The sequence below is a fragment of the Kineosporia babensis genome (assembly GCF_021129305.1).
GTDB classification, from domain to species: domain Bacteria; phylum Actinomycetota; class Actinomycetes; order Actinomycetales; family Kineosporiaceae; genus Kineosporia; species Kineosporia babensis.
Window position 1 is genome coordinate 135629 of record NZ_JAJOMB010000016.1, and the last position, 17214, is coordinate 152842.

The following is a 17214-nucleotide window of genomic DNA, read 5'->3' on the forward strand; positions in this document are numbered from 1 at the left end:
CCACAGGATCGTCCGGCTATGACGGAAGCCATGCAGCATGACGCTTTTGAAGACGAAGCCGGGTGGCGACGTCCGGCGCGATGACGTCGCCACCCCCGTCGTAGGGGTGATACAGCCACTCGACGCCCGGCGGGGCGATGATGACGCCTTCGGTGACGTCGTCGGCGACCAGTAACAGAAGGGCGCGCAAGTCGTCGGCGTCGAGCGCCGTACTGGTCAGATAAAGGTGCACCAGCCACCCGTCGTCCACGGGCACGCCGTTGTCATAGGGCAGCGACTTCCAGTGCTCAGCCCTCGGAAACGCCGCAGCCAGTCTTCCGTCTCGCTCGGCCGGCTCCGGCGTTTCCGAACCGGAGAGGGTGATCACCCGCAGATCGTCCGTCGACGTGGCGGTGGTGGCACAGAGTTCACGCAGCAGCGTCCGATGGCGCAGCAGCACCTCTTCGTACTCGATGTCGTCGCTGGCATACCGCTTGGACTCGGGAAGGCTGTGAAACCGCACCCACGTCGGCGACGCCGATGTGCGCAACCGGTGGCCGAAAGGTTCAGAGTTGGGCCAGTGCCTCGTCCAGGCCTGATCGAACGCGGCGACGTCGAGCGCTTCTTCCATCCGGCAACTTTCGCACAGCAGGAAGGACGACAAAAGTTAAGGAACGCTCGTTCTTGACTGACCGTTCCTTAATTGGATAGGTTCGGGTCATGGGACGACCCCGCAGCTTCGACGAGAATCAGGTGATCGCTTCGGCGATAACGCTTTTCGCGAGCCGCTCCTACGACTCGGTGTCGGTGGACGACCTGGTCACCCACCTGGGCGTACACCGCAACAGCCTCTACAAGACGTTCGGCAGCAAGCGGGGCCTCTATCTGGCCGCGCTGCGCCGGCATCTCGACCAGGACGTCCGCCCTCTGACTCACGGCGAGCCCGCGCTGGAGGCGATCGAGGCCGGACGTCTCGATCTGCTCCTGTTCGCCGCCGTCGAACGAGCACCGGTGGACGAGGAAGTCGCGGCCGAGGTCGCTCGCGCCCTGACCTGGCTGGATGCGGAACTCGGCGGGCTGCTGACGGCAGCCGCCCTGGGACGCCGCGTCCGCACCAGAGCCGGGGTCAGCACACCGGCTCTGAGCGAGCTCGCCGGTTCCCCGCCCCACCCCGAAACCGCTACCTGACTCCACCGAAGGAGATCGACATGGCCAAGATCCAGATCACCGCTGACCATGTGATCGTGAAACTGCCGCTCTGGCGCCAGATCCTCTCGCTCTCAACCGGGTTCACTATCCCCCTGGAGAACGTACGGGGCGCGACCATGGACCCCGGGGCCGCCGGCGAACCCAAAGGCCTGCGCTCCCCGGGCACTTACATTCCCGGCGTGCTGACCCTCGGCACCTTCTACCGCGACGGCGAGCGCACGTTCTGGGACGTCCACAACCGCAGTCGCGTCGTCGTCCTCCAGCTCACCGGTGAACGCTACGACCGTCTCGTTCTCGAAGTCGAAAACCCCCGCACCGTGGTCGAACACATCGAAGCCGCCACCCGTCCGTCCTGACCTGGGCGACGACCCCAGCAGCGTCGAGCGTGCGATCATCCCACTTCTGGAAAGCGTGTGACCGACCAACAGATCCTGACCCGGACCGACCGCCTGATCATCCGCCGGTTCACCACGAGCGACCTGAGTGACTTCCTGGCCTACCAGGCCGATCCCGTGGTGCGTCGCTTCATCCCGGGTGAGCCGATGTCGCAACGGCAGGCCGCCTCCTATCTCGCTGTGCAGGCTGCCCTGGACGAGCACGCGGTGAACGCCTGGCACGCCTACGCCGTGGAACATGCCGGCGAACAACGGGTGATCGGCGACGTCGGCATCTGGCTGGCTGAAGAACCACCCAGGACCGGGGACGTCGGCTTCCAGTTCCATCCCGGTTTCCACGGCCAGGGCTACGCTCGCGAAGCCATGCACGCGTTCTTGCCTCACGTCTTCGAGACCATGGACGTCGAGACGGTCACCGCCACCTGCGACACCCCCAACACCGCATCCTGGGGCCTGATGAAACGCCTCGGCATGCGCATGGTCAGGCAATCTCCGGAGCAGACTCAGTTCGCGCTCACCCACCAGGAATTCGACGGTGCCACCGGCCGTTGATCGCCCCAGAACCGGGCATAATTCCCTCAAGTCCGGAGGCCTGACCCTCCGAACGCAACGGTCAAGACGCCCGAAGAAGAGGACGTGCTGTGCTCGGTATGCCTGGTGACCTGGTCCTGTTCCTCTCCGAGCGGGATGCTGACCCGGAGCGGCTGGACACCTTGACCCGGCAGCTGCGAACCCGTCTGCTCGGCACCGACGTCGTTGATGTCCGCCTGGCCTCGGAACTGGCCGCTCCAGCCGGTTCACGCGGCGTCGACCTCGCAACGGCCGGGGCACTCGTCATCACCCTGGCCGAGGCACTTCCCAGCCTTGGGCAGGCCGTGCAGGTGATCCGCATGTGGCTCAGCCAGGGGCAGGGCGAAGGCCGCGAGGTCCGGATCGAGCTGGACGGCGACGTACTCGAGCTCTCCCACGCCACCGAACAGCAACAGGACGATCTGGTCCAGATCTTCATCCAGAAGCACTCGCCGAACTGACCCCTAGCTGCCGTTACGGGTTCAGGAGCAGCAGGAGCAGCTCGGCTGGGCTGCCCCTGCTTCGTTTTCGAACGCCAGGGCGGTGGTGGGCGGGCAGCAGTCATTGCCCTGCCAGGCATTGATGCCTTCGCGCACGGCCACGGCCGCGATGACCAGGGCTGCGATCGGGTCGGCCCAGGACCAGCCCAGCAGCGAGTTGGCCAGCAGGCCCAGCAGCAGAACCGCAGACAGGTAGGTGCACAGCAGGGTCTGTTTCGAGTCAGCCACGGCCGAGGCTGAGCCCAGTTGGCGGCCGGTACGGCGCTGGGCATAGGACAGGAAGGGCATCACGGCCAACGAGATGGCGGCCAGCGCGATGCCGACGGTTGAGTGGCTGGCCTCTTGCGCACCGGTGAGAGCTCGTACCGCGTCGATGGTGACGAAGGTGGCCAAGCCGAAGAAGGAGAGGGCGATGACTCGTAGGGCGGTGTGCTCGCGGGCTTCGCGTACGGCGTGGTCGCGGGCCGAGAACTGCCAGGCCACCGCGGCGGCCGAGGACACCTCGATGATCGAGTCCAGTCCGAAACCGATCAGAGCGCTTGAGGATGCGGCCGCGCCGGCGGACAGGGCGACCACTGCCTCGACCACGTTGTAAATGATGGTGGCCGCGACCAGCAGTCTTACCCGGTGGGTCAGGGTCGCGCGCTCAACCAGGGCCAGGGCCATCAGCAGCAGTCCTTGCCTTCGCGGGCGGACATGCAGGCGTCGGCATCGACAGCCAGGACGACGTCCAGTAGTTCACTCAGGGCGTGGGACAGGTGGCTGTCGGCGAGTTCGTAGCGCACCCGCCGACCCTCAGGGGCGGCGACGACCAGGCCACATCCACGCAGACAGGTCAGGTGGTTGGACAAGGACTGCCGGGTGACGCCGATCGACTCGGCCAGTTCGGCCGGGTAAGCCGGGCCGTTGCGTAACGCCATCAGGATCTGCGAACGGGTCGGGTCGGACAGGGCATGGCCGAAGCGCGCGAGCACCTGGCTGTGGGTGACGACCTCCATGCTCCGATAGTACACGCCTCAATGTATTCATCGATAGCTGTACCTTCGGCGAGTGGGGGCCGATACGTTGGCCGATCCGGCCGAAAGGCCGGCTCCGGCACCACCGGGCCGCCGACGTCCGTTGATTCGTGCTTTTAACCGTCCCGCTTATACCCTTTGCACCCTTCATCGCTCTTCAAAAGACAACAGGGAACTGCGCAATGCTGAGCGTCACACGGTTCGGAATCATCGGCCTGGCAGGGGTTCTGCTGGCGGGCTGCAGCGGGAGTGACTCGTCGGCGGCATCCGCCGCATCGCCGTCCTCCACTCATCTGGCCGAGGTCCAGAAGATTCAGGCTGACATCACGCAGCTGCTGGACAGCGCCGAGGGTCTGGAGAACCTCGAGAAGATCTCCGGGCGGCAGGACGAGCTCTTCGCCGAGCTGGACGCCTGGGCGGTCGAGGCAGGGCCGGAAGGCATCGGGGCAGTTGCTTGTCAGGTGATGCCGGTCGTGCTGCCGGGCCTCGCGGAGAACACACCGGAGGACCAGGCGATGCTCCTGGGATCGTTCTGGTACGACGCGGTCTGGGCGAGCAAGAAGGCGGACCCGGGAGAGGATGTGTCGTTCGAGGACGTGCAGCTCGACGCGCAGATGCGCACCGGCTGCCCCGAGGTGCGTCAGGACGTGCTCGACGCCACCGAGGTCACCAGCGTGGACCAGCTGTGGGACGTCACGAAGGCGCACCTCGAGGCGACCGCCAAGAAGAGCTGATCAGTCGTTGACGTTGGCGCTCACCCGCACGGCGTCGAGCCGGCCGGCGGACAGGTCCTGGGTCAGGATCGCGTACGTCAGCCGGTATTCCTCGGCCGGGTCGCTGTTGGCCGACAGCAGCACCCGGCACTCGTTGTGCAGGCGGGCCTCGATCTCCTGCTTCTGCTCGAAGGTCTGCCCCTGGCCGAGAACTTCGGCCATCTCCCACTCGGGTGTCATCTCGCCGTTCGGGTAACCGCCCAACGCGAAGACGTCGTGCACAGGGCTCTCCTCCTGCTGCACGGCGTCGTGGAGCCGGCGGAAGTCTTCGAACTCGTCGTCCGGGAAATAGCTGCTGTCCCAGGCTGCTTCGATCCGCGGGGTGGCGTAGTAGTCGATTCGCTCGTAGGCGTCGCCGGGCCCGGACCGAGGTGCGGCCGCGGCCGGATCCGCCACGTGGATGACGCGGCCCTCGTCGGTGTCCGGGGTGTCCCAGCCATCCCAGAAGAACAGCAGTTCCCCGCCCGTGGGATAGGGCAGATCCAGGTGCTCGCGGGGAATCGCGGAGCAGTCGAGCGCACCGAGAAACGCCAGCTCGCCGGGCCATTCGATCTCGGCGGGCAACCGCGGATCGCCTCCGTAACGGAAGACGACCCCAGCGTCATTGGCCTCGGTGTGCAGTGCCACCCGGGGACGCAGGGTGCTCAGGTAGCTCTCGACCACGGCCTGCGACGCATCGCGCTCAGCTGCCACCTGGCGAAACCGTTCCTTGAACTGGGCAAGCGAATAGCCGGTGTGCGTCATCCGGGGAACCTATCAAGGACGGCTGTCCTGGAGTGCACTCCGAGCTTCTACCGTTGGAGCCGCCTCGACCACTTGTACCGATCGGTAAAGGCGCGTAGCGTCATGGTCATGTCTCGTCCTCCCCTGCCCCCGTTCACGAACGAGTCGGCCGCCGTCAAGGTGAGACTCGCCGAAGACGCCTGGAACAGCCGCGATCCCGAGCGGGTGTCGCTGGCCTACACCGAAGGCAGCCGCTGGCGGAACCGGAATGTCTTCCTGACCGGCCGGCCGGAGATCGTCCGTTTCCTGACTCAGAAGTGGTCCGACGAGAACGACTATCGGCTGATCAAAGAGCTGTGGGCGCACACCGGCAACCGCATCGCCGTCCGTTTCGCCTACGAGTGGCACACCCCGCAGGGCCAGTGGATGCGCTCGTACGGCAACGAGAACTGGGCCTTCGACGCCGAGGGCCTGATGAGTGAGCGGCACGCCAGCATCAACGACCTGGCCATCTCCGAGGACGAGCGCAAGTTCTTCTGGGACCGCTCGGGCCCTCGCCCCGAAGACCACCCTGGCCTGAGCGATCTGGGACTGTAAGTGATCACCGGGCGAGCCGACGCCATCCCGGGTTTGGCCACGGCGTTTCGCCTGCACGGGTACGAGGGGGCCAGCCTGGCGGCGATCACCCGGCACACCGGTCTCGGAAAGGGAAGTCTTTACAACTTCTTTCCCGGTGGCAAGGAGGAAATGGCCAACGCCGTGCTGGACGAGGTGGGCCTCTGGTTCGAAACCCACGTCTACCGTTCATTACAGAACCAGGACGTCCCAGCTGCCGAACGTCTCACCTCCATGGCGGGCGCGGTCGAGGAGTACTTCTCATCGCGGCATCTGGTCTGCCTGTACGGGTCCTTCGCCCTGGGTCAGGAGCGAGAACGATTCGCGCAGCAGATCGCGGGCTATTTCACCGCCTGGATTCAGGCCATTACCGAGGCGCTTCCCGGCCCTGCACAAGAAGCCGAAGCACTGGCAACCGATTTCGTGGCCACCGTTCAGGGAGCACTGATCCTCGCCCGCGCCCTGGACGATCCACCCGTTCTTCATTCCACGGTTGCGCGCTCTCTGAGACATCTGACGTCGCTGGCCGGCCCGGACAAGGCCCGTTGAGGACGCGGCGGCGGCCGGAAATATCTGGCCGCCGTCCGTGCTTGAGCTGGCCGTGCCCGGATGATCGTCCGGGCACGACGGCTCTGGGCAACATCGAGGGAAGGAACTCCAAGATGGGCACCATCAAGGTCGGGCAGCAGAACAGCACCGACATCGAGCTGCACTACGAGGACCAGGGCGAAGGGCAGCCGGTCCTGCTGATCCACGGCTACCCGCTGGACGGCAACAGCTGGGAGAAGCAGACCGCGGCGCTGCTCAAGGCGGGCTACCGGGTGATCACCTACGACCGCCGGGGGTTCGGCGGATCGTCCAAGACGGCCGGGGGCTACGACTACGACACCTTCGCCGGCGACCTGAACGCCCTGCTCACCGAACTGGACCTGCGCGACGTGGTGCTGGTCGGATTCTCCATGGGCACCGGTGAACTGGCCCGCTACGTCGCCCGCCACGGCAGCGACCGGGTGGCGAAGCTGGCCTTCCTGGCCTCGCTGGAGCCGTTCCTGCTCAAGACCGACGACAACCCCGAGGGTGTGCCGCAGGACGCCTTCGACGGCATCGTCACCGCCGCCCGCACCGACCGGTACGCCTGGTACACCCAGTTCTTCAACGACTTTTTCAACCTGGACGAAACTCTCGGCTCCCGGATCTCCGAAGAAGCCGTGCGGGCCAGCTGGAACACCGCCGTCGGCAGCGCCCCGGTCGCCGCGTACGCGGTTGTGCCGGCCTGGCTCGAGGACTTCCGCAAGGATGTCGAGGCGGTGAAGGACTCCGGCAAGCCGACTCTCATCCTGCACGGCACCGGCGACCGGATCCTGCCGGTCGACGTCACCGGCCGCCGGTTCGCCGCCGCTGTCCCCTCGGCGACCTACGTGGAACTCGAAGGCGCTCCGCACGGACTGCTCTGGACCCACGCCGACGACGTCAACCAGGCACTGCTGCAGTTCCTCCAGGCCTGAGCGCCCCGGGTCGAGAGGGGCGCTCGCCCCTCTCGACCCGGCCGCCGTCCCTGCGATGATCGCCTGGGCTTGCGGCCTCCACCGGGCCGATCAGAATTGTCGACGTCCGCCTCGCCCATCGCGGTCAGGTTCGGGTTGACATCCGGATCGGGAAACACATCTGGGCTCCGTGCACCTGAACTGGAACTCAGGAGGAGTTGTCCATGGTGTCCGCAGCAGACGTTGTCGCACTTCGTGCCCAGGTGAGCGGCCAGGTGCTGCTGCCGGGTGAGCCCGGGCACGACATCGAGGCCTTCACTTTCAACCTGCTGACTCCGCTGAATCCGGCCGTCGTGGTGGCGGCGAGCAGTCCGCAGGACGTCCAGGCAGCTGTGCGGTTCGCGGCCGATAATGCCCTCGGTGTTGCGGTCCGCGGTGGTGGGCACGTTCAGCCCGATCCGGCCTCGTCGGCGGTCCTGATCACCCTGGATGCAATGAATTCCGTTGTCATCGAACCAGAGACCCGGACGGCCCGGATCACCGGCACTCCGCGCTGGCAGGACGTTCTTGATGCAACGTCCGGGTCGGGCCTGGCCCCGGTCTGCGGTTCGGCGCCCACCGTCGGCGTCGTGGGTTACTTGCTCGGCGGTGGTCAGAGCCCGGTCCTGGGCCGGTCTCACGGATACGGCTCCGACCACGTCACCCGGATCGAAATGGTCACGGCGGACGGCGAACTCCAGGTCGTCACGGCCGAGCACGAGCTCTTTTTCGCGCTGCGCGGCTCCAAGGGCAACCTCGGCGTGGTCACGGCGGTGGAGTTCACCCTGTTCCCGGTGAGCGAGATCTACGGCGGAGGCCTGTATCTGCCCGGCGAACGCCTCGCCGAGATTTTGCCTGCCTGGCGCGACTGGGCCGAGACTCTGCCGGAGGCGGCGTCCACCTCAGTAGCGATCCAGCGTCTGCCCCCGTTGCCGGACCTTCCGCCGCCGCTGCAGGGTGCATTCGTGGTGCACATCCGGTTCTCCTACGTCGGCGACGCCGGCCAGGGGGCAGCCCTGCTCGCACCGATGCGCGACCTGGGACCTGCTCTGATCGACACGGTTGGGGTCATGCCGTACGCAGCTGTCGGCGCGATCCACAGCGATCCGGCGCTACCGGTGCCGTACTGCGACCGCAGCATCGGCCTGCGCGAATTGTCCGACCAGACCCTGAACACCTTGATCGGCCTGGCCGGCCCGGACTCGGACTGCCCGCTGGCCAGCGTGGAGTTGCGGGCCCTGGGCGGCGCTCTGGACCGTCCCCCGGCCCAAGCGGACGCGGTGTCCAGCCGAGGGCTGGCCTACCAATGGTTCGCTTTCGGCGTCGGCGGACCGGAAGATGCACCCGGCCTACGTGCCTACCTGGCTCGGTGCATCGACGAACTGACGCCGTGGGCCGACGAGCGGCGACTTCTCACGTTCCTGTCCCCGGACGAAGGCGGAACCCGTGACGAACTGTCCGCCATCTACGGGCCGGAGGTGTACGAGCGGCTGCTGATCGTGAAGCAGAAATACGATCCACAGAACATGTTCCGCTCCAACCACAACATCCTCGCCTAACGTGCCCACGTTCGGAGCGGTTCAGGGCGTGATGTTCGATTCCGGCGGGGTGCTGACCGGCCCGATCGGTGGTCGCTGGAATCCGCGGTACGACTTCGAGGCCATCGTGATGGCGCATGCGCCGGACACCCCCACCGACCGGTTCCCCGACGCCATCGCGGCCGGCGATCGGTTCCTCGCCTCCGGCGCCACGACCCCGGCCCGGTCCGAGTATCACCGTACGATGCTGCGCGAACTCGGAATGCCGCAGCCGTCGTTGCCCCTGCTGAACGAACTCGAGGCGCCCGCGGCCGGGCCGGTGCTGAAACTGTTCCCCGACGTACTGCGCACTCTCGATCAGCTGCGCCAATGGGACGTGCGCATGTGCGTCGTCTCGGACAACTGGGCGGCCGGTATGGCCGAGATGTTTGCCGAGCTCGGAATTGCGCACTATTTCGAAGAATTCGTGATCTCCGAGGATCTGGGATGCAACAAGCCCGACCCCCGGATGTACGAGGCCGGGCGCCGCTGTCTGGACCTGCCCGCCGACCGGTGCCTCTTCATCGACGACGATCCGGCCCTCGCACAGGCCGCGGCCGACCTCGGGTTCCAGGCCGTCACGCTGGACCGGAGCCTGACATCGCCCCCTACCGAATCCGTCATCGCCTCGCTGGACGACCTGGTCGCACTCGTCCGCCGTTGACCCACTCCCGCAATTGATGCGGCCAGCCACTGGCAGAACTGTTCCGGGCCCCAGCCGGTCTGGTTCACCAGCAGGGAGTAGTTCACCTGATGAACGCGGTGGGCGTGCAGCCGGACCGGTTCGCTTACTCGATCCGGTCCGCAACGGCCCTGGCGGCGGCGAGGAGTGACCTCCCGCCGCCGCCAACGGGTTATGCGGTGACGCCGGTGACTTCGCCGAGATCGCGCAGGATCTCCGAAACGGCGACCGGATCAGGGCCCTTCACGTCGCCGTTGCTGCGCAGGAGCACCGAGTGGAGTTGCTGGTCCTCGAACTCGGTCGGGATCCCGATGATGAAGCCCGGATCCAGTACCACCGTGCAGGAGGTTCCGGAGGCGAAGGTGACCTCGATGCTGCCCTGCACACCGGCGTCCATCGGGCTCTCTCGCTGCCATCCCCGTCGTTCCAGGCCGAGCAGCTTGCCGGCCGGCACCTTCAGCCCCTCGAACTGCTCGAGGTGGCCGGACTCGGCGCTGCCCGGGCTCAGGGTGAACACCGAACGGGACAGCTGCGCGAAGGGCTGCAGGATCTCGTAGTCGGCGAAAACCTCGGTCCAGGCGGACACGTCGTCCAGATGCCTCGGATGCACGACGCCCAGCACGGCGTCATCGGCCAGGACGACCTCTTCGTCGCTCACGTCGGCGAAGCTGCTGTCCTCGGCCACCCGCAGCGAGCCGGTCAGCCGGCCCTGCTCGTCGTACAGCCCCCAGACCAGCCGCCGCACGATGTGCCGCAGCAGCGGATGAGCGACGAAGAGCTGACGGAACTCTGCACCGCTCCACCGGCGCTGGTTCACCATGGCGAACTCCAGGCGGGCGATCACGTCCGTCGCGACCCGGCGAACGTCCTTCTTCAGCGCGGAGAACTGCTTGTACGCCGCGGGAGCCAGTTCCGGGTCGTCCTTGGCGCCTGGTTTGGGCAGCGTCTTGAGCCGTTTGCCGGCCGCGTCGGCGACGAACGGCTTCAGCTGCTCGTCGAACCCGACCACGAACTGCCGGGGCCCGTAGTCGAGGCGCAGGCTGCCGTCGTCCGCCAGGCCCAGCCCCGGGACCAGGCGGTCGGCCAGCTGATCGGCGGTCAGGCCGAGATCGTCGGCGACCTCCGACATCTTCTCCTGGGCCCTGGTCTTCAGGCCCTTGAACTTGGCCCGCTGCGCGATGGTGTGCAGGTGCATCAGCGCCACATCGGTGCCGATCGTCGCCAGCACGCCCAGCCCGGCGACTGCCCGCTGGTGGCCACCTTCTCCGGGCCAGGCCAGGATCATCGGGGTCAGCCGACGCACCGCCTCGTCGTCACCGGCCAGGGCCACGGCATCGAGCGTCCAGTTCTCCTTGGGCTCGGCCCCGGCACCGAGCCAGCCCTCGAACAGGGCCCAGGCGAAGGCGGCCAGGTCGTCGGTGTTCACCGTCTCCTTGACCATGTCCAGCCCGGCGTACGGCTGGTCCATCCGGCTCAACGCGAACATCGTGATCAGGTACGTGACGGCGGTGTCCGGCAACACCGAGGAGCCATCCTTCACCCGCACCGACGGCAGCAGCCCGGGCAGGGCCCAGACCGGTTGATCCGGCACCTTCGCCGGCAGCACCATGAGCGGATCCCGCGCCAGCAACTCATCGATTGCCGCGGCCGCGGGGGCCCCGTAGCTCTGCGCGGCTTCCCGCACGGCCGCGCCTTCGCCTCGCGTGTTCAGCAGTACCAGCGCAGCCTCGGCCTGTCGGCGGGCCACCCCAGCTTTCCCCAGAGCCTGCGGCACCAGGGCGAGCGAGGCGTCGGCCGAGTGCCGCAGCAACCAGGTGGTGGCCACTCCTCGTGCGCTCTTGCGTTGGGCAAGCCACTCGGCCGTCTTCACCGCCAGTTCCGGGGAGAACAGCGGCGCCAGAACGCGATACGTGTCGGCCGGGCGAGCCTCGACCCGCAGGATCATGGGCGCGATGGCATCGGCGCCGAACCGGGCGACGATTGGGGCCAGTTCGTTCCAGCCGACCCAGTTGTCCGGTGCGTAACCGGGCAGCACCCGCCGGGCCAGGTCTTCGGGGGCCTCCAGCAAGAACGAGAGATTGTCGTACCAGTAGCCCCCGTGTTCATTGATTCTTGCCGCTCGTTCCTCCCAGCTGCCGAGCGTTGCCGGATCACTGCGGTAGGTCAGGTACCCGCGCGGCACTTCGGCGAATGCCTCTTGTTCCCCGTCTCGCCAGTGCACGGCCGGCTGGGCCAGGCAGACCAGCCCGGTGATCACCTTCGGCCTGGCGGTCTTGACCCGGTTCAGCCACGGCGGCGAAACCAGCAGCGAAGGAAGGGCATCCGCGGCGGCCTCAACCGTCGTCGCGGCATCGTCCAGAAGACCCTGAGCTCGTTGCGCTGCCTGGGCCGGCAAGTCCGGCATCAGTGCGGCGGCCAGGTCGCGGTGCCCCAGCAGGTGGGCCCGCAGCAACTGCCCCAGTTCGGGTCCGGCCTCGGCCAGCAACCGCACCCCGCGCTCCGGATAGCGCGTCAAGGCTTCCTGCAGGGCCTGCGGCACGTACCGCTTACCGAAGCGCTCGATCAGCGCCCGCATCGCCTCATCCGAGGGAATCTGGGCCACGGCCAACAGCAGCCGACGCTCCCGGTCGCTGTCGATGTGCGTGTCCTCGTACCAGTCCAGAAGCGTGTCCAGCAGCTCGGCCCCGACCCCGTCGAGCAGCGTCGCGACCTGAGTGTGGGTATCCGTGACCCGCCAGCGGAACCCCCACCGGGGCTGGTACACCGCGTCCAGCCGATTGAGCTGCTCCACCTCGGTCACCGCCTGAGTCAGCGCCACCGCCCGGTACACGTCGTTCTGCGTGGCGACGGTCGCGGCCACGCACTCCTCGACCCAGTCGGGTTCCCCGGGCGCCAGCAAGGTGGTGGCCAGCCGGTGATACTCATGCCGGTGACGATGCTTGGCCAGTTCGCTCACCACCCCCGCGTACTCCTCGGGCTCCGCGGCCGCCAGTGCAGCCCGCACCCGGAACAGGTAGGCCAGGTGAAAGCCCTGCCACCAGTGGTTGCGGTCCTGTCCCGGTCGCATCGGGTAGATCTTGGCGGCGTCGCGGCCATCCCCCGCCAGCGCCATCAGCTCGACCACCGCATGTGCCGCGAAAGCCAGCCCACGCTCGGCGATCCAGAGGTCGGCGAACGGCACCTTGCGGACGTCCACGCCGTGCCGGTCGAGCAGTGCGGTCGCCACCACTGCGGCCCCCAGCGGCGTAGCGTCGGCCCGGTCGTCGAGCCAGGCCAGCCCGGCCTCACCCAGCTCAGGGGCCTGGCTGCGGCCCAACGCCGGCCTCAGGTCCTCAAGGTCCTGGCCGAGCGCGCTCTGGACCATGTGCCGCGGCTGGGCGACCGGGGTGAACGGCCCCACCCCGAGACTGCCTCGCCGGGACGACAACTGACGCTGCCAGCCAGCACTGAACTCGAAGTCACGCATGGTCCTGGATCCTCCGCCTGAGAAGCGCCTCGTCGATACGTTGGGGAACCCTAGCCACGGGGTCCGACAAAATCGCGGCCAATGCAACTGACCAGGACAAACAGCAGCCGGTTGACGATCTCCGGAAGGCCTGCGAGAGTCCGGGACCTCAGTTCCCGGATCGAGGAGTTCGTCGTGCCTGCAGCCGTTTTCCGACCAGAGGTGCTGGACGAGACCGGCGGTGTCCGTTGGGCCACCCAGGCCTCGCAGAGCCTTGGTTTCGGCCTGCACGTGGTTCGCGATCTCGAGCCCCGCCAGGCCCTGGTCATGGTGGGCGGCAAGTTCGTCCGGGAGCTGGATCCGGGCGAACTGCCCGCTCGCCCTGACGGGAACTGGCTGAATGTTCTGCATCAGGCCACGGGCACGACCGACGAAGGCGCCCTGATCCTGGCCGGCCAGGGCACATCGGGCTGGTCCTTCGCCTTCGACCTCAGCGGCCTGACCGCGATGGACGACGAGTTCGACCTGCCGGGCATGCCGGGCAGCACCTTTCGGGCCAAGATCGTCGCCCAGCTGCCGCCCGGCCCACTGACCCGAGCCCTGTTCAGTTGCAGCGTCAACGGCGACGAGCACCTGATGTTCTCGGATGGCAGCGAGGACTCGATGTTCCGCCTCGCCTGGACAGACACACTGCCCCCGGAGGAATTCCCGCCGCCCCTGCGCCCGGCCGCCGAGGCCGCCGGCGTCCACCCGGACGAGAACGATTTCGACACCTATCAGGGCCTGCGGACCATCTGCGCCCTCGCCGGACTGGCCTGGACCCCCGAGGAATTCCGCAACCAGCGGCTCGCCATGGGATATTTCTGATCTCGAACCGAAATTGAGGACGGTGTGGGCACCCCACGCTGCCCGCACAGCTCACACCTGAGTCAGGTTCTACAGAGATTGTGGAGGCATCATGGCCGCCGGCCACCGGCCCGAAGAGTTCCTGATCGCCGAGGACCTGATGCTCCTCCTGCTCGACGACACGAAGGGCACCATCATCGGTGGAGGAGCAGCGCCGTACCTGCTGGCCGGTGCCCTACTGTCCGATCTGGCCCTGCTGGAGCGAATTGAGCTGGGCCCGAAGGAAGGCCTCTTCAGACAGCGCAAGCTCCTACCCCGCGGCCAGGGCCGGCTATCCAATCCGCTGCTGCAGCAAGCTCTCGACGAGGTGGCCCACAAGCCTCGGCCCGCGCAGTCGATCGTGAACAAGCTCGAGGACGGCCTGGATGAGCAGGTACCGGTCCGGCTCGTCGAGCGCGGTCTGGTCCGGCAAGAGGAGAAAACGCTCCTGCGCTTCATCTCCCAGACCATCTACCCCAGCGTCGACGTCACCCGCAAACAGGCCGTCCGCAACGAGATCCGAGGCGTACTGGAGCACGGACTCACCGCCCGGCCCCACATCGCCGCCCTGATTGCCCTGCTGTCCGCCGCGGGCTCCCTCAAACGAGTCTTCAAGGATCAGGGCCTGCCCTGGTCAACCGAGGTCAGGCAGCGGGCCCGGGAGATCCAGAAGGGTGACTGGGGCTCGGGAGTGATCAGCGCAGCCGTGGCGGCGTGTGTGTCCTCGATCGCCCGCGACGCTGCCTCGGCCGGGAACCACAGCAGCTCCAGCGGTGGCGACGGTGGTGGGGATGGCGGAGGAGGAGGCGACTGAGGCCATCGCCACGATGAGCGTGCCGGGCAACCAGCAGGGCAAGCCCACACAACCGCCACCACGGGTCTGCCAACACTGGCACCTGACGCTCCGAAAGCTCCCTGGAATCTGCTCTTCCGCGAGAAGGAGCGCACCTCTAGCAGAGGCGCTCACAGCCCAGTGAGCAGCGCTTTCGCCCCGGCGGTGGCCGCGTCCGCCGAACTTTGCTGCCCCGTAGCTCGGGCCAGGATGAAGGCGCCCTCGACCACGGCGAGCAATGCAGCTGCCGTACTGACCGGGTCCAGCGACGAAGGCAGCGACCCGTCCTCCTGCCCTTCACGAACCACGTTCTCCAGCAGGTCGGCCAACTCGGTGAACGCCACCCTCAGCGAGCTCTGGAGTTCCGGATCGGCCAGCACGCCGGCGTCATAGGCGAACCCGCCCACCCGGCAGCCCTCGAGCGCTGAGTCTGCGGATTTGAGGAACGCCAACAAGCGCTCCCTGCCGGTGGGCAGTCCAGCCATGGCCGCCTGGACCGCCTCGAGCAGGTCGCGGCCGTTCTCGTCCACGACCTCCTTGCCGAGCCCGGTCTTGGACGGGAAGTGGTGGTAGTAACTGCCCTGGCCAACCCCTGAATCCGCCATCACCTGCTTCGGGCTGGTCGTCGAGTAGCCGTTGCGCCAGAACATCCGCTTGGCCGAGTCGACGATCCTGCGCCTGTTGTCCATGGCGGGACCCTAGCACCGCACCATACCTACCTTGAGGGTTGCCGCCATACCTAGAGGTATGTATGGTCGAAGACGTTCGCCCCCGAGCCGGAAACGGAGACCAGCCATGGCCACCACAACGTCCCCTGTTGTTCAGTACAAGACCGAAAACCTCGACGGTCTGGACATTTTCTACCGGGAGGCCGGACCGGCCGATGCCCCGGCGATCGTGCTCCTGCACGGCTTCCCGACCTCGTCGCACATGTTCCGCAACCTGATCCCCCACCTGGCCGACCGCTTCCACGTCATCGCGCCCGACCTGCCCGGCTACGGCCAGAGCGCGGCCCCGGACCACACCGAGTTCGGCTACACGTTCGACAACGCCGCCCTGTACGTCCGTCGGCTGCTGCAGAAACTGGGCATCACCCGCTACGCGGTCAACGTCTTCGACTACGGGGCCCCGACCGCCTGGCGCCTGGCTCTGGCCGACCCGGACGCGATCACCGCCTTGATCGTCCAGAACGGCAACGCCTACGACGAGGGGCTCGACAACGACTTCTGGGCACCGATCAAGCGCTACTGGGCCGAACCGAACCAGCCGAACCGGGACGCCCTGCGAACCCTGATCACCCCGGAGACCACGAAGTTCCAGTACACGGACGGGATGGCGCACCTCGAGCGGATCTCCCCGGACAACTGGGTCATCGACCAGGCGCTGCTGGATCGCGCCGGCAACGACGAGATCCAGCTCGACTACTTCCTGGACTACGGCACCAACCCCGGCATCTACCCGGCCGTCCAGGAATGGCTGCGGGCCAAGCAGCCGCCCACCCTGATCGTCTGGGGCGCCAACGACGTCATCTTCCCGGCCGAGGGCGCCCACCCCTACAAGCGCGACCTGAAGGACCTGGAGTTCCATCTCTTCGACAGCGGCCATTTCCTGCTGGAGGATCGGGCTGACGAGGTGTTCCCCCTGATCCACGACTTCCTGTCCCGCAAGATCGGCTGAGCCGGCAGACGTCCCGGCCGGCTCCCCCACGAGCCGGCCGGTAGCCCGCGACCAGAAGGAGAAATGGCTTCGATGAACCTCAGCGCGACTGCGACCGCCGACATCAACTTCTATTTCGATCCGATCTGCCCGTTCGCCTGGATGACCAGTAAATGGATCCGGATGGTCCAGGCCCAGCGCGACTACACCGTCGACTGGCGGTTCATCTCCCTGCGCCTGATCAACGCCCACATCGATTACGACAGCCACTTCCCGCCGGAGTACGAGGCCCAGCACACGGCCGGCCTGCGGCTCCTGCGCGTGGCCGCGGCGGCCCGCGAACAGCACGGCCGCGCCGCAATAGGCCCGCTGTACGCCGCGTTCGGGGCCCGGATCCTGGAGACGCTGCCGAACGAGAACCGCAAGCCGGGTTGGCAGGGCGCCCCCGAGCTGGCCGCCGACGCCCTGGCTGAGGCCGGCCTGCCGGTCTCGTTCACGGAGTACCTGGACGACGTCTCCCGAGACGCCGAGATCCAGGCCGAGTCGGACGAGGCGCTGTCGTTGACGGGTAAGGACGTCGGTACGCCGATCGTGCATTTCGAGCCGCCCGAGGGGGTCGCCTTCTTCGGGCCGGTGATCAGTCGGCTGCCGGACGAGGATCAGGCCGCGGTGCTGTGGGACCACGTCCTCGGTCTGGCCCGCTTCCCCGGCTTCGCAGAGCTCAAGCGCAGCCTGCGGGAACAGCCTCAGCTGCCGTCGTTCGGGGTCACCACGCAAAAACCGGGCCGGGTCGAGGACTGGCACGCCGGAAGCCGGCGCCTCAAGAAGTAAACC

The 17214-nt window shown here is 67.2% G+C and carries 20 protein-coding genes; 14 read left to right on the forward strand and 6 right to left on the reverse strand.

Annotated features, from left to right (window positions below):
* Positions 1-16: 16 nt before the first annotated feature.
* Positions 17-610: a DUF3885 domain-containing protein gene (locus LR394_RS26255; protein ID WP_231446905.1), complete on the reverse strand. Its 594-nt coding sequence runs from the start codon at positions 608-610 to the stop codon at positions 17-19.
* Between the two features lie 89 nt (positions 611-699).
* Between LR394_RS26255 and LR394_RS26260 the strand changes: the two genes are divergently transcribed.
* The 4 genes from LR394_RS26260 (at position 700) to LR394_RS26275 (ending at position 2614) form a co-directional block, all read left to right on the forward strand.
* Positions 700-1167, forward strand: coding sequence for a TetR/AcrR family transcriptional regulator (locus LR394_RS26260; RefSeq protein WP_231446907.1), 468 nt, complete (start codon positions 700-702; stop codon positions 1165-1167).
* A gap of 20 nt (positions 1168-1187) precedes the next feature.
* A complete protein-coding gene (locus tag LR394_RS26265) occupies positions 1188-1544 on the forward strand; it encodes a hypothetical protein (RefSeq protein WP_231446909.1) in 357 nt (118 codons plus the stop codon).
* A gap of 57 nt (positions 1545-1601) precedes the next feature.
* Complete coding sequence (locus LR394_RS26270) at positions 1602-2135, forward strand: GNAT family N-acetyltransferase (RefSeq protein ID WP_231446910.1); 534 nt, start codon at positions 1602-1604, stop codon at positions 2133-2135.
* Between the two features lie 89 nt (positions 2136-2224).
* Positions 2225-2614, forward strand: a complete 390-nt coding sequence (locus tag LR394_RS26275) for a hypothetical protein (RefSeq protein ID WP_231446912.1) — start codon at positions 2225-2227, stop codon at positions 2612-2614.
* Positions 2615-2635: 21 nt separating this feature from the next.
* On the opposite strand, the gene LR394_RS26280 is transcribed toward LR394_RS26275, so the two are convergent.
* Complete coding sequence (locus LR394_RS26280; protein ID WP_231446914.1) at positions 2636-3319, reverse strand: cation transporter; 684 nt, start codon at positions 3317-3319, stop codon at positions 2636-2638.
* Positions 3319-3651, reverse strand: a complete 333-nt coding sequence (locus LR394_RS26285; protein ID WP_231446916.1) for an ArsR/SmtB family transcription factor — start codon at positions 3649-3651, stop codon at positions 3319-3321. The genes LR394_RS26280 and LR394_RS26285 overlap by 1 nt, the downstream gene beginning before the upstream one ends.
* A 200-nt stretch (positions 3652-3851) precedes the next feature.
* Between LR394_RS26285 and LR394_RS26290 the strand changes: the two genes are divergently transcribed.
* On the forward strand, positions 3852-4403 hold the full coding sequence (locus tag LR394_RS26290) for a hypothetical protein (protein WP_231446918.1): 552 nt from the start codon (positions 3852-3854) through the stop codon (positions 4401-4403).
* On the opposite strand, the gene LR394_RS26295 is transcribed toward LR394_RS26290, so the two are convergent.
* Positions 4404-5186, reverse strand: coding sequence for a DUF1963 domain-containing protein (locus LR394_RS26295; RefSeq protein ID WP_231446920.1), 783 nt, complete (start codon positions 5184-5186; stop codon positions 4404-4406).
* A 102-nt stretch (positions 5187-5288) separates the two neighbouring features.
* On the opposite strand from LR394_RS26295, the gene LR394_RS26300 reads away from it, so the two are divergent.
* The 5 genes from LR394_RS26300 (at position 5289) to LR394_RS43225 (ending at position 9544) form a co-directional block, all read left to right on the forward strand.
* Positions 5289-5762 carry a nuclear transport factor 2 family protein gene (locus LR394_RS26300; protein WP_407937131.1) on the forward strand — a complete coding sequence of 158 codons (474 nt, stop codon included), beginning with the start codon at positions 5289-5291 and terminating at the stop codon, positions 5760-5762.
* Positions 5763-6329 carry a TetR/AcrR family transcriptional regulator gene (locus LR394_RS26305; protein ID WP_331283106.1) on the forward strand — a complete coding sequence of 189 codons (567 nt, stop codon included), beginning with the start codon at positions 5763-5765 and terminating at the stop codon, positions 6327-6329.
* A gap of 113 nt (positions 6330-6442) precedes the next feature.
* Positions 6443-7285: an alpha/beta fold hydrolase gene (locus LR394_RS26310; protein WP_231446926.1), complete on the forward strand. Its 843-nt coding sequence runs from the start codon at positions 6443-6445 to the stop codon at positions 7283-7285.
* A 203-nt stretch (positions 7286-7488) separates the two neighbouring features.
* Complete coding sequence (locus LR394_RS26315; protein WP_231446929.1) at positions 7489-8862, forward strand: FAD-binding oxidoreductase; 1374 nt, start codon at positions 7489-7491, stop codon at positions 8860-8862.
* 1 nt (position 8863) lies between these two features.
* Entirely contained in the window at positions 8864-9544 is a 681-nt protein-coding gene (locus LR394_RS43225) for an HAD family hydrolase (RefSeq protein ID WP_231446931.1), read from the forward strand.
* Between the two features lie 190 nt (positions 9545-9734).
* Here LR394_RS43225 and LR394_RS26325 read toward each other — a convergent pair whose 3' ends face one another.
* The gene (locus LR394_RS26325; RefSeq protein ID WP_231446932.1) at positions 9735-13028 is read right to left on the reverse strand and encodes a DUF4132 domain-containing protein; all 3294 of its coding nucleotides are present in this window, start codon (positions 13026-13028) and stop codon (positions 9735-9737) included.
* A 174-nt stretch (positions 13029-13202) separates the two neighbouring features.
* Here LR394_RS26325 and LR394_RS26330 point away from each other — a divergent pair, with 174 nt between their 5' ends.
* The gene (locus LR394_RS26330; RefSeq protein ID WP_231446934.1) at positions 13203-13874 is read left to right on the forward strand and encodes a hypothetical protein; all 672 of its coding nucleotides are present in this window, start codon (positions 13203-13205) and stop codon (positions 13872-13874) included.
* 91 nt (positions 13875-13965) lie between these two features.
* Positions 13966-14706 (forward strand): GOLPH3/VPS74 family protein, encoded by a 741-nt coding sequence (locus LR394_RS26335; protein ID WP_231446935.1) that lies wholly within the window; start codon positions 13966-13968, stop codon positions 14704-14706.
* A gap of 149 nt (positions 14707-14855) precedes the next feature.
* Here the strand turns inward: LR394_RS26335 and LR394_RS26340 are convergent, their stop codons facing one another.
* Positions 14856-15413 (reverse strand): TetR/AcrR family transcriptional regulator, encoded by a 558-nt coding sequence (locus tag LR394_RS26340; RefSeq protein WP_231446939.1) that lies wholly within the window; start codon positions 15411-15413, stop codon positions 14856-14858.
* A gap of 106 nt (positions 15414-15519) precedes the next feature.
* On the opposite strand from LR394_RS26340, the gene LR394_RS26345 reads away from it, so the two are divergent.
* A complete protein-coding gene (locus LR394_RS26345; protein WP_231446941.1) occupies positions 15520-16401 on the forward strand; it encodes an alpha/beta fold hydrolase in 882 nt (293 codons plus the stop codon).
* A 72-nt stretch (positions 16402-16473) separates the two neighbouring features.
* Positions 16474-17211, forward strand: a complete 738-nt coding sequence (locus LR394_RS26350; RefSeq protein WP_231446943.1) for a mycothiol-dependent nitroreductase Rv2466c family protein — start codon at positions 16474-16476, stop codon at positions 17209-17211.
* Positions 17212-17214: the final 3 nt, after the last annotated feature.

Bases quoted from the DNA above. Each gene is read 5' to 3' on its own strand.
- LR394_RS26310 (WP_231446926.1), top strand. From the start codon at position 6,443: ATGGGCACCATCAAGGTCGGGCAGCAGAACAGCACCGACATCGAGCTG.
- LR394_RS26325 (WP_231446932.1), bottom strand. From the start codon at position 13,028: ATGCGTGACTTCGAGTTCAGTGCTGGCTGGCAGCGTCAGTTGTCGTCC.
- LR394_RS26300 (WP_407937131.1), top strand. From the start codon at position 5,289: ATGGTCATGTCTCGTCCTCCCCTGCCCCCGTTCACGAACGAGTCGGCC.
- LR394_RS26260 (WP_231446907.1), top strand. From the start codon at position 700: ATGGGACGACCCCGCAGCTTCGACGAGAATCAGGTGATCGCTTCGGCG.
- LR394_RS26315 (WP_231446929.1), top strand. From the start codon at position 7,489: ATGGTGTCCGCAGCAGACGTTGTCGCACTTCGTGCCCAGGTGAGCGGC.
- LR394_RS26255 (WP_231446905.1), bottom strand. From the start codon at position 610: ATGGAAGAAGCGCTCGACGTCGCCGCGTTCGATCAGGCCTGGACGAGG.
- LR394_RS26340 (WP_231446939.1), bottom strand. From the start codon at position 15,413: ATGGACAACAGGCGCAGGATCGTCGACTCGGCCAAGCGGATGTTCTGG.
- LR394_RS26345 (WP_231446941.1), top strand. From the start codon at position 15,520: ATGGCCACCACAACGTCCCCTGTTGTTCAGTACAAGACCGAAAACCTC.
- LR394_RS26350 (WP_231446943.1), top strand. From the start codon at position 16,474: ATGAACCTCAGCGCGACTGCGACCGCCGACATCAACTTCTATTTCGAT.
- LR394_RS26265 (WP_231446909.1), top strand. From the start codon at position 1,188: ATGGCCAAGATCCAGATCACCGCTGACCATGTGATCGTGAAACTGCCG.
- LR394_RS26280 (WP_231446914.1), bottom strand. From the start codon at position 3,319: ATGGCCCTGGCCCTGGTTGAGCGCGCGACCCTGACCCACCGGGTAAGA.
- LR394_RS26335 (WP_231446935.1), top strand. From the start codon at position 13,966: ATGGCCGCCGGCCACCGGCCCGAAGAGTTCCTGATCGCCGAGGACCTG.
- LR394_RS26295 (WP_231446920.1), bottom strand. From the start codon at position 5,186: ATGACGCACACCGGCTATTCGCTTGCCCAGTTCAAGGAACGGTTTCGC.
- LR394_RS26285 (WP_231446916.1), bottom strand. From the start codon at position 3,651: ATGGAGGTCGTCACCCACAGCCAGGTGCTCGCGCGCTTCGGCCATGCC.
- LR394_RS26290 (WP_231446918.1), top strand. From the start codon at position 3,852: ATGCTGAGCGTCACACGGTTCGGAATCATCGGCCTGGCAGGGGTTCTG.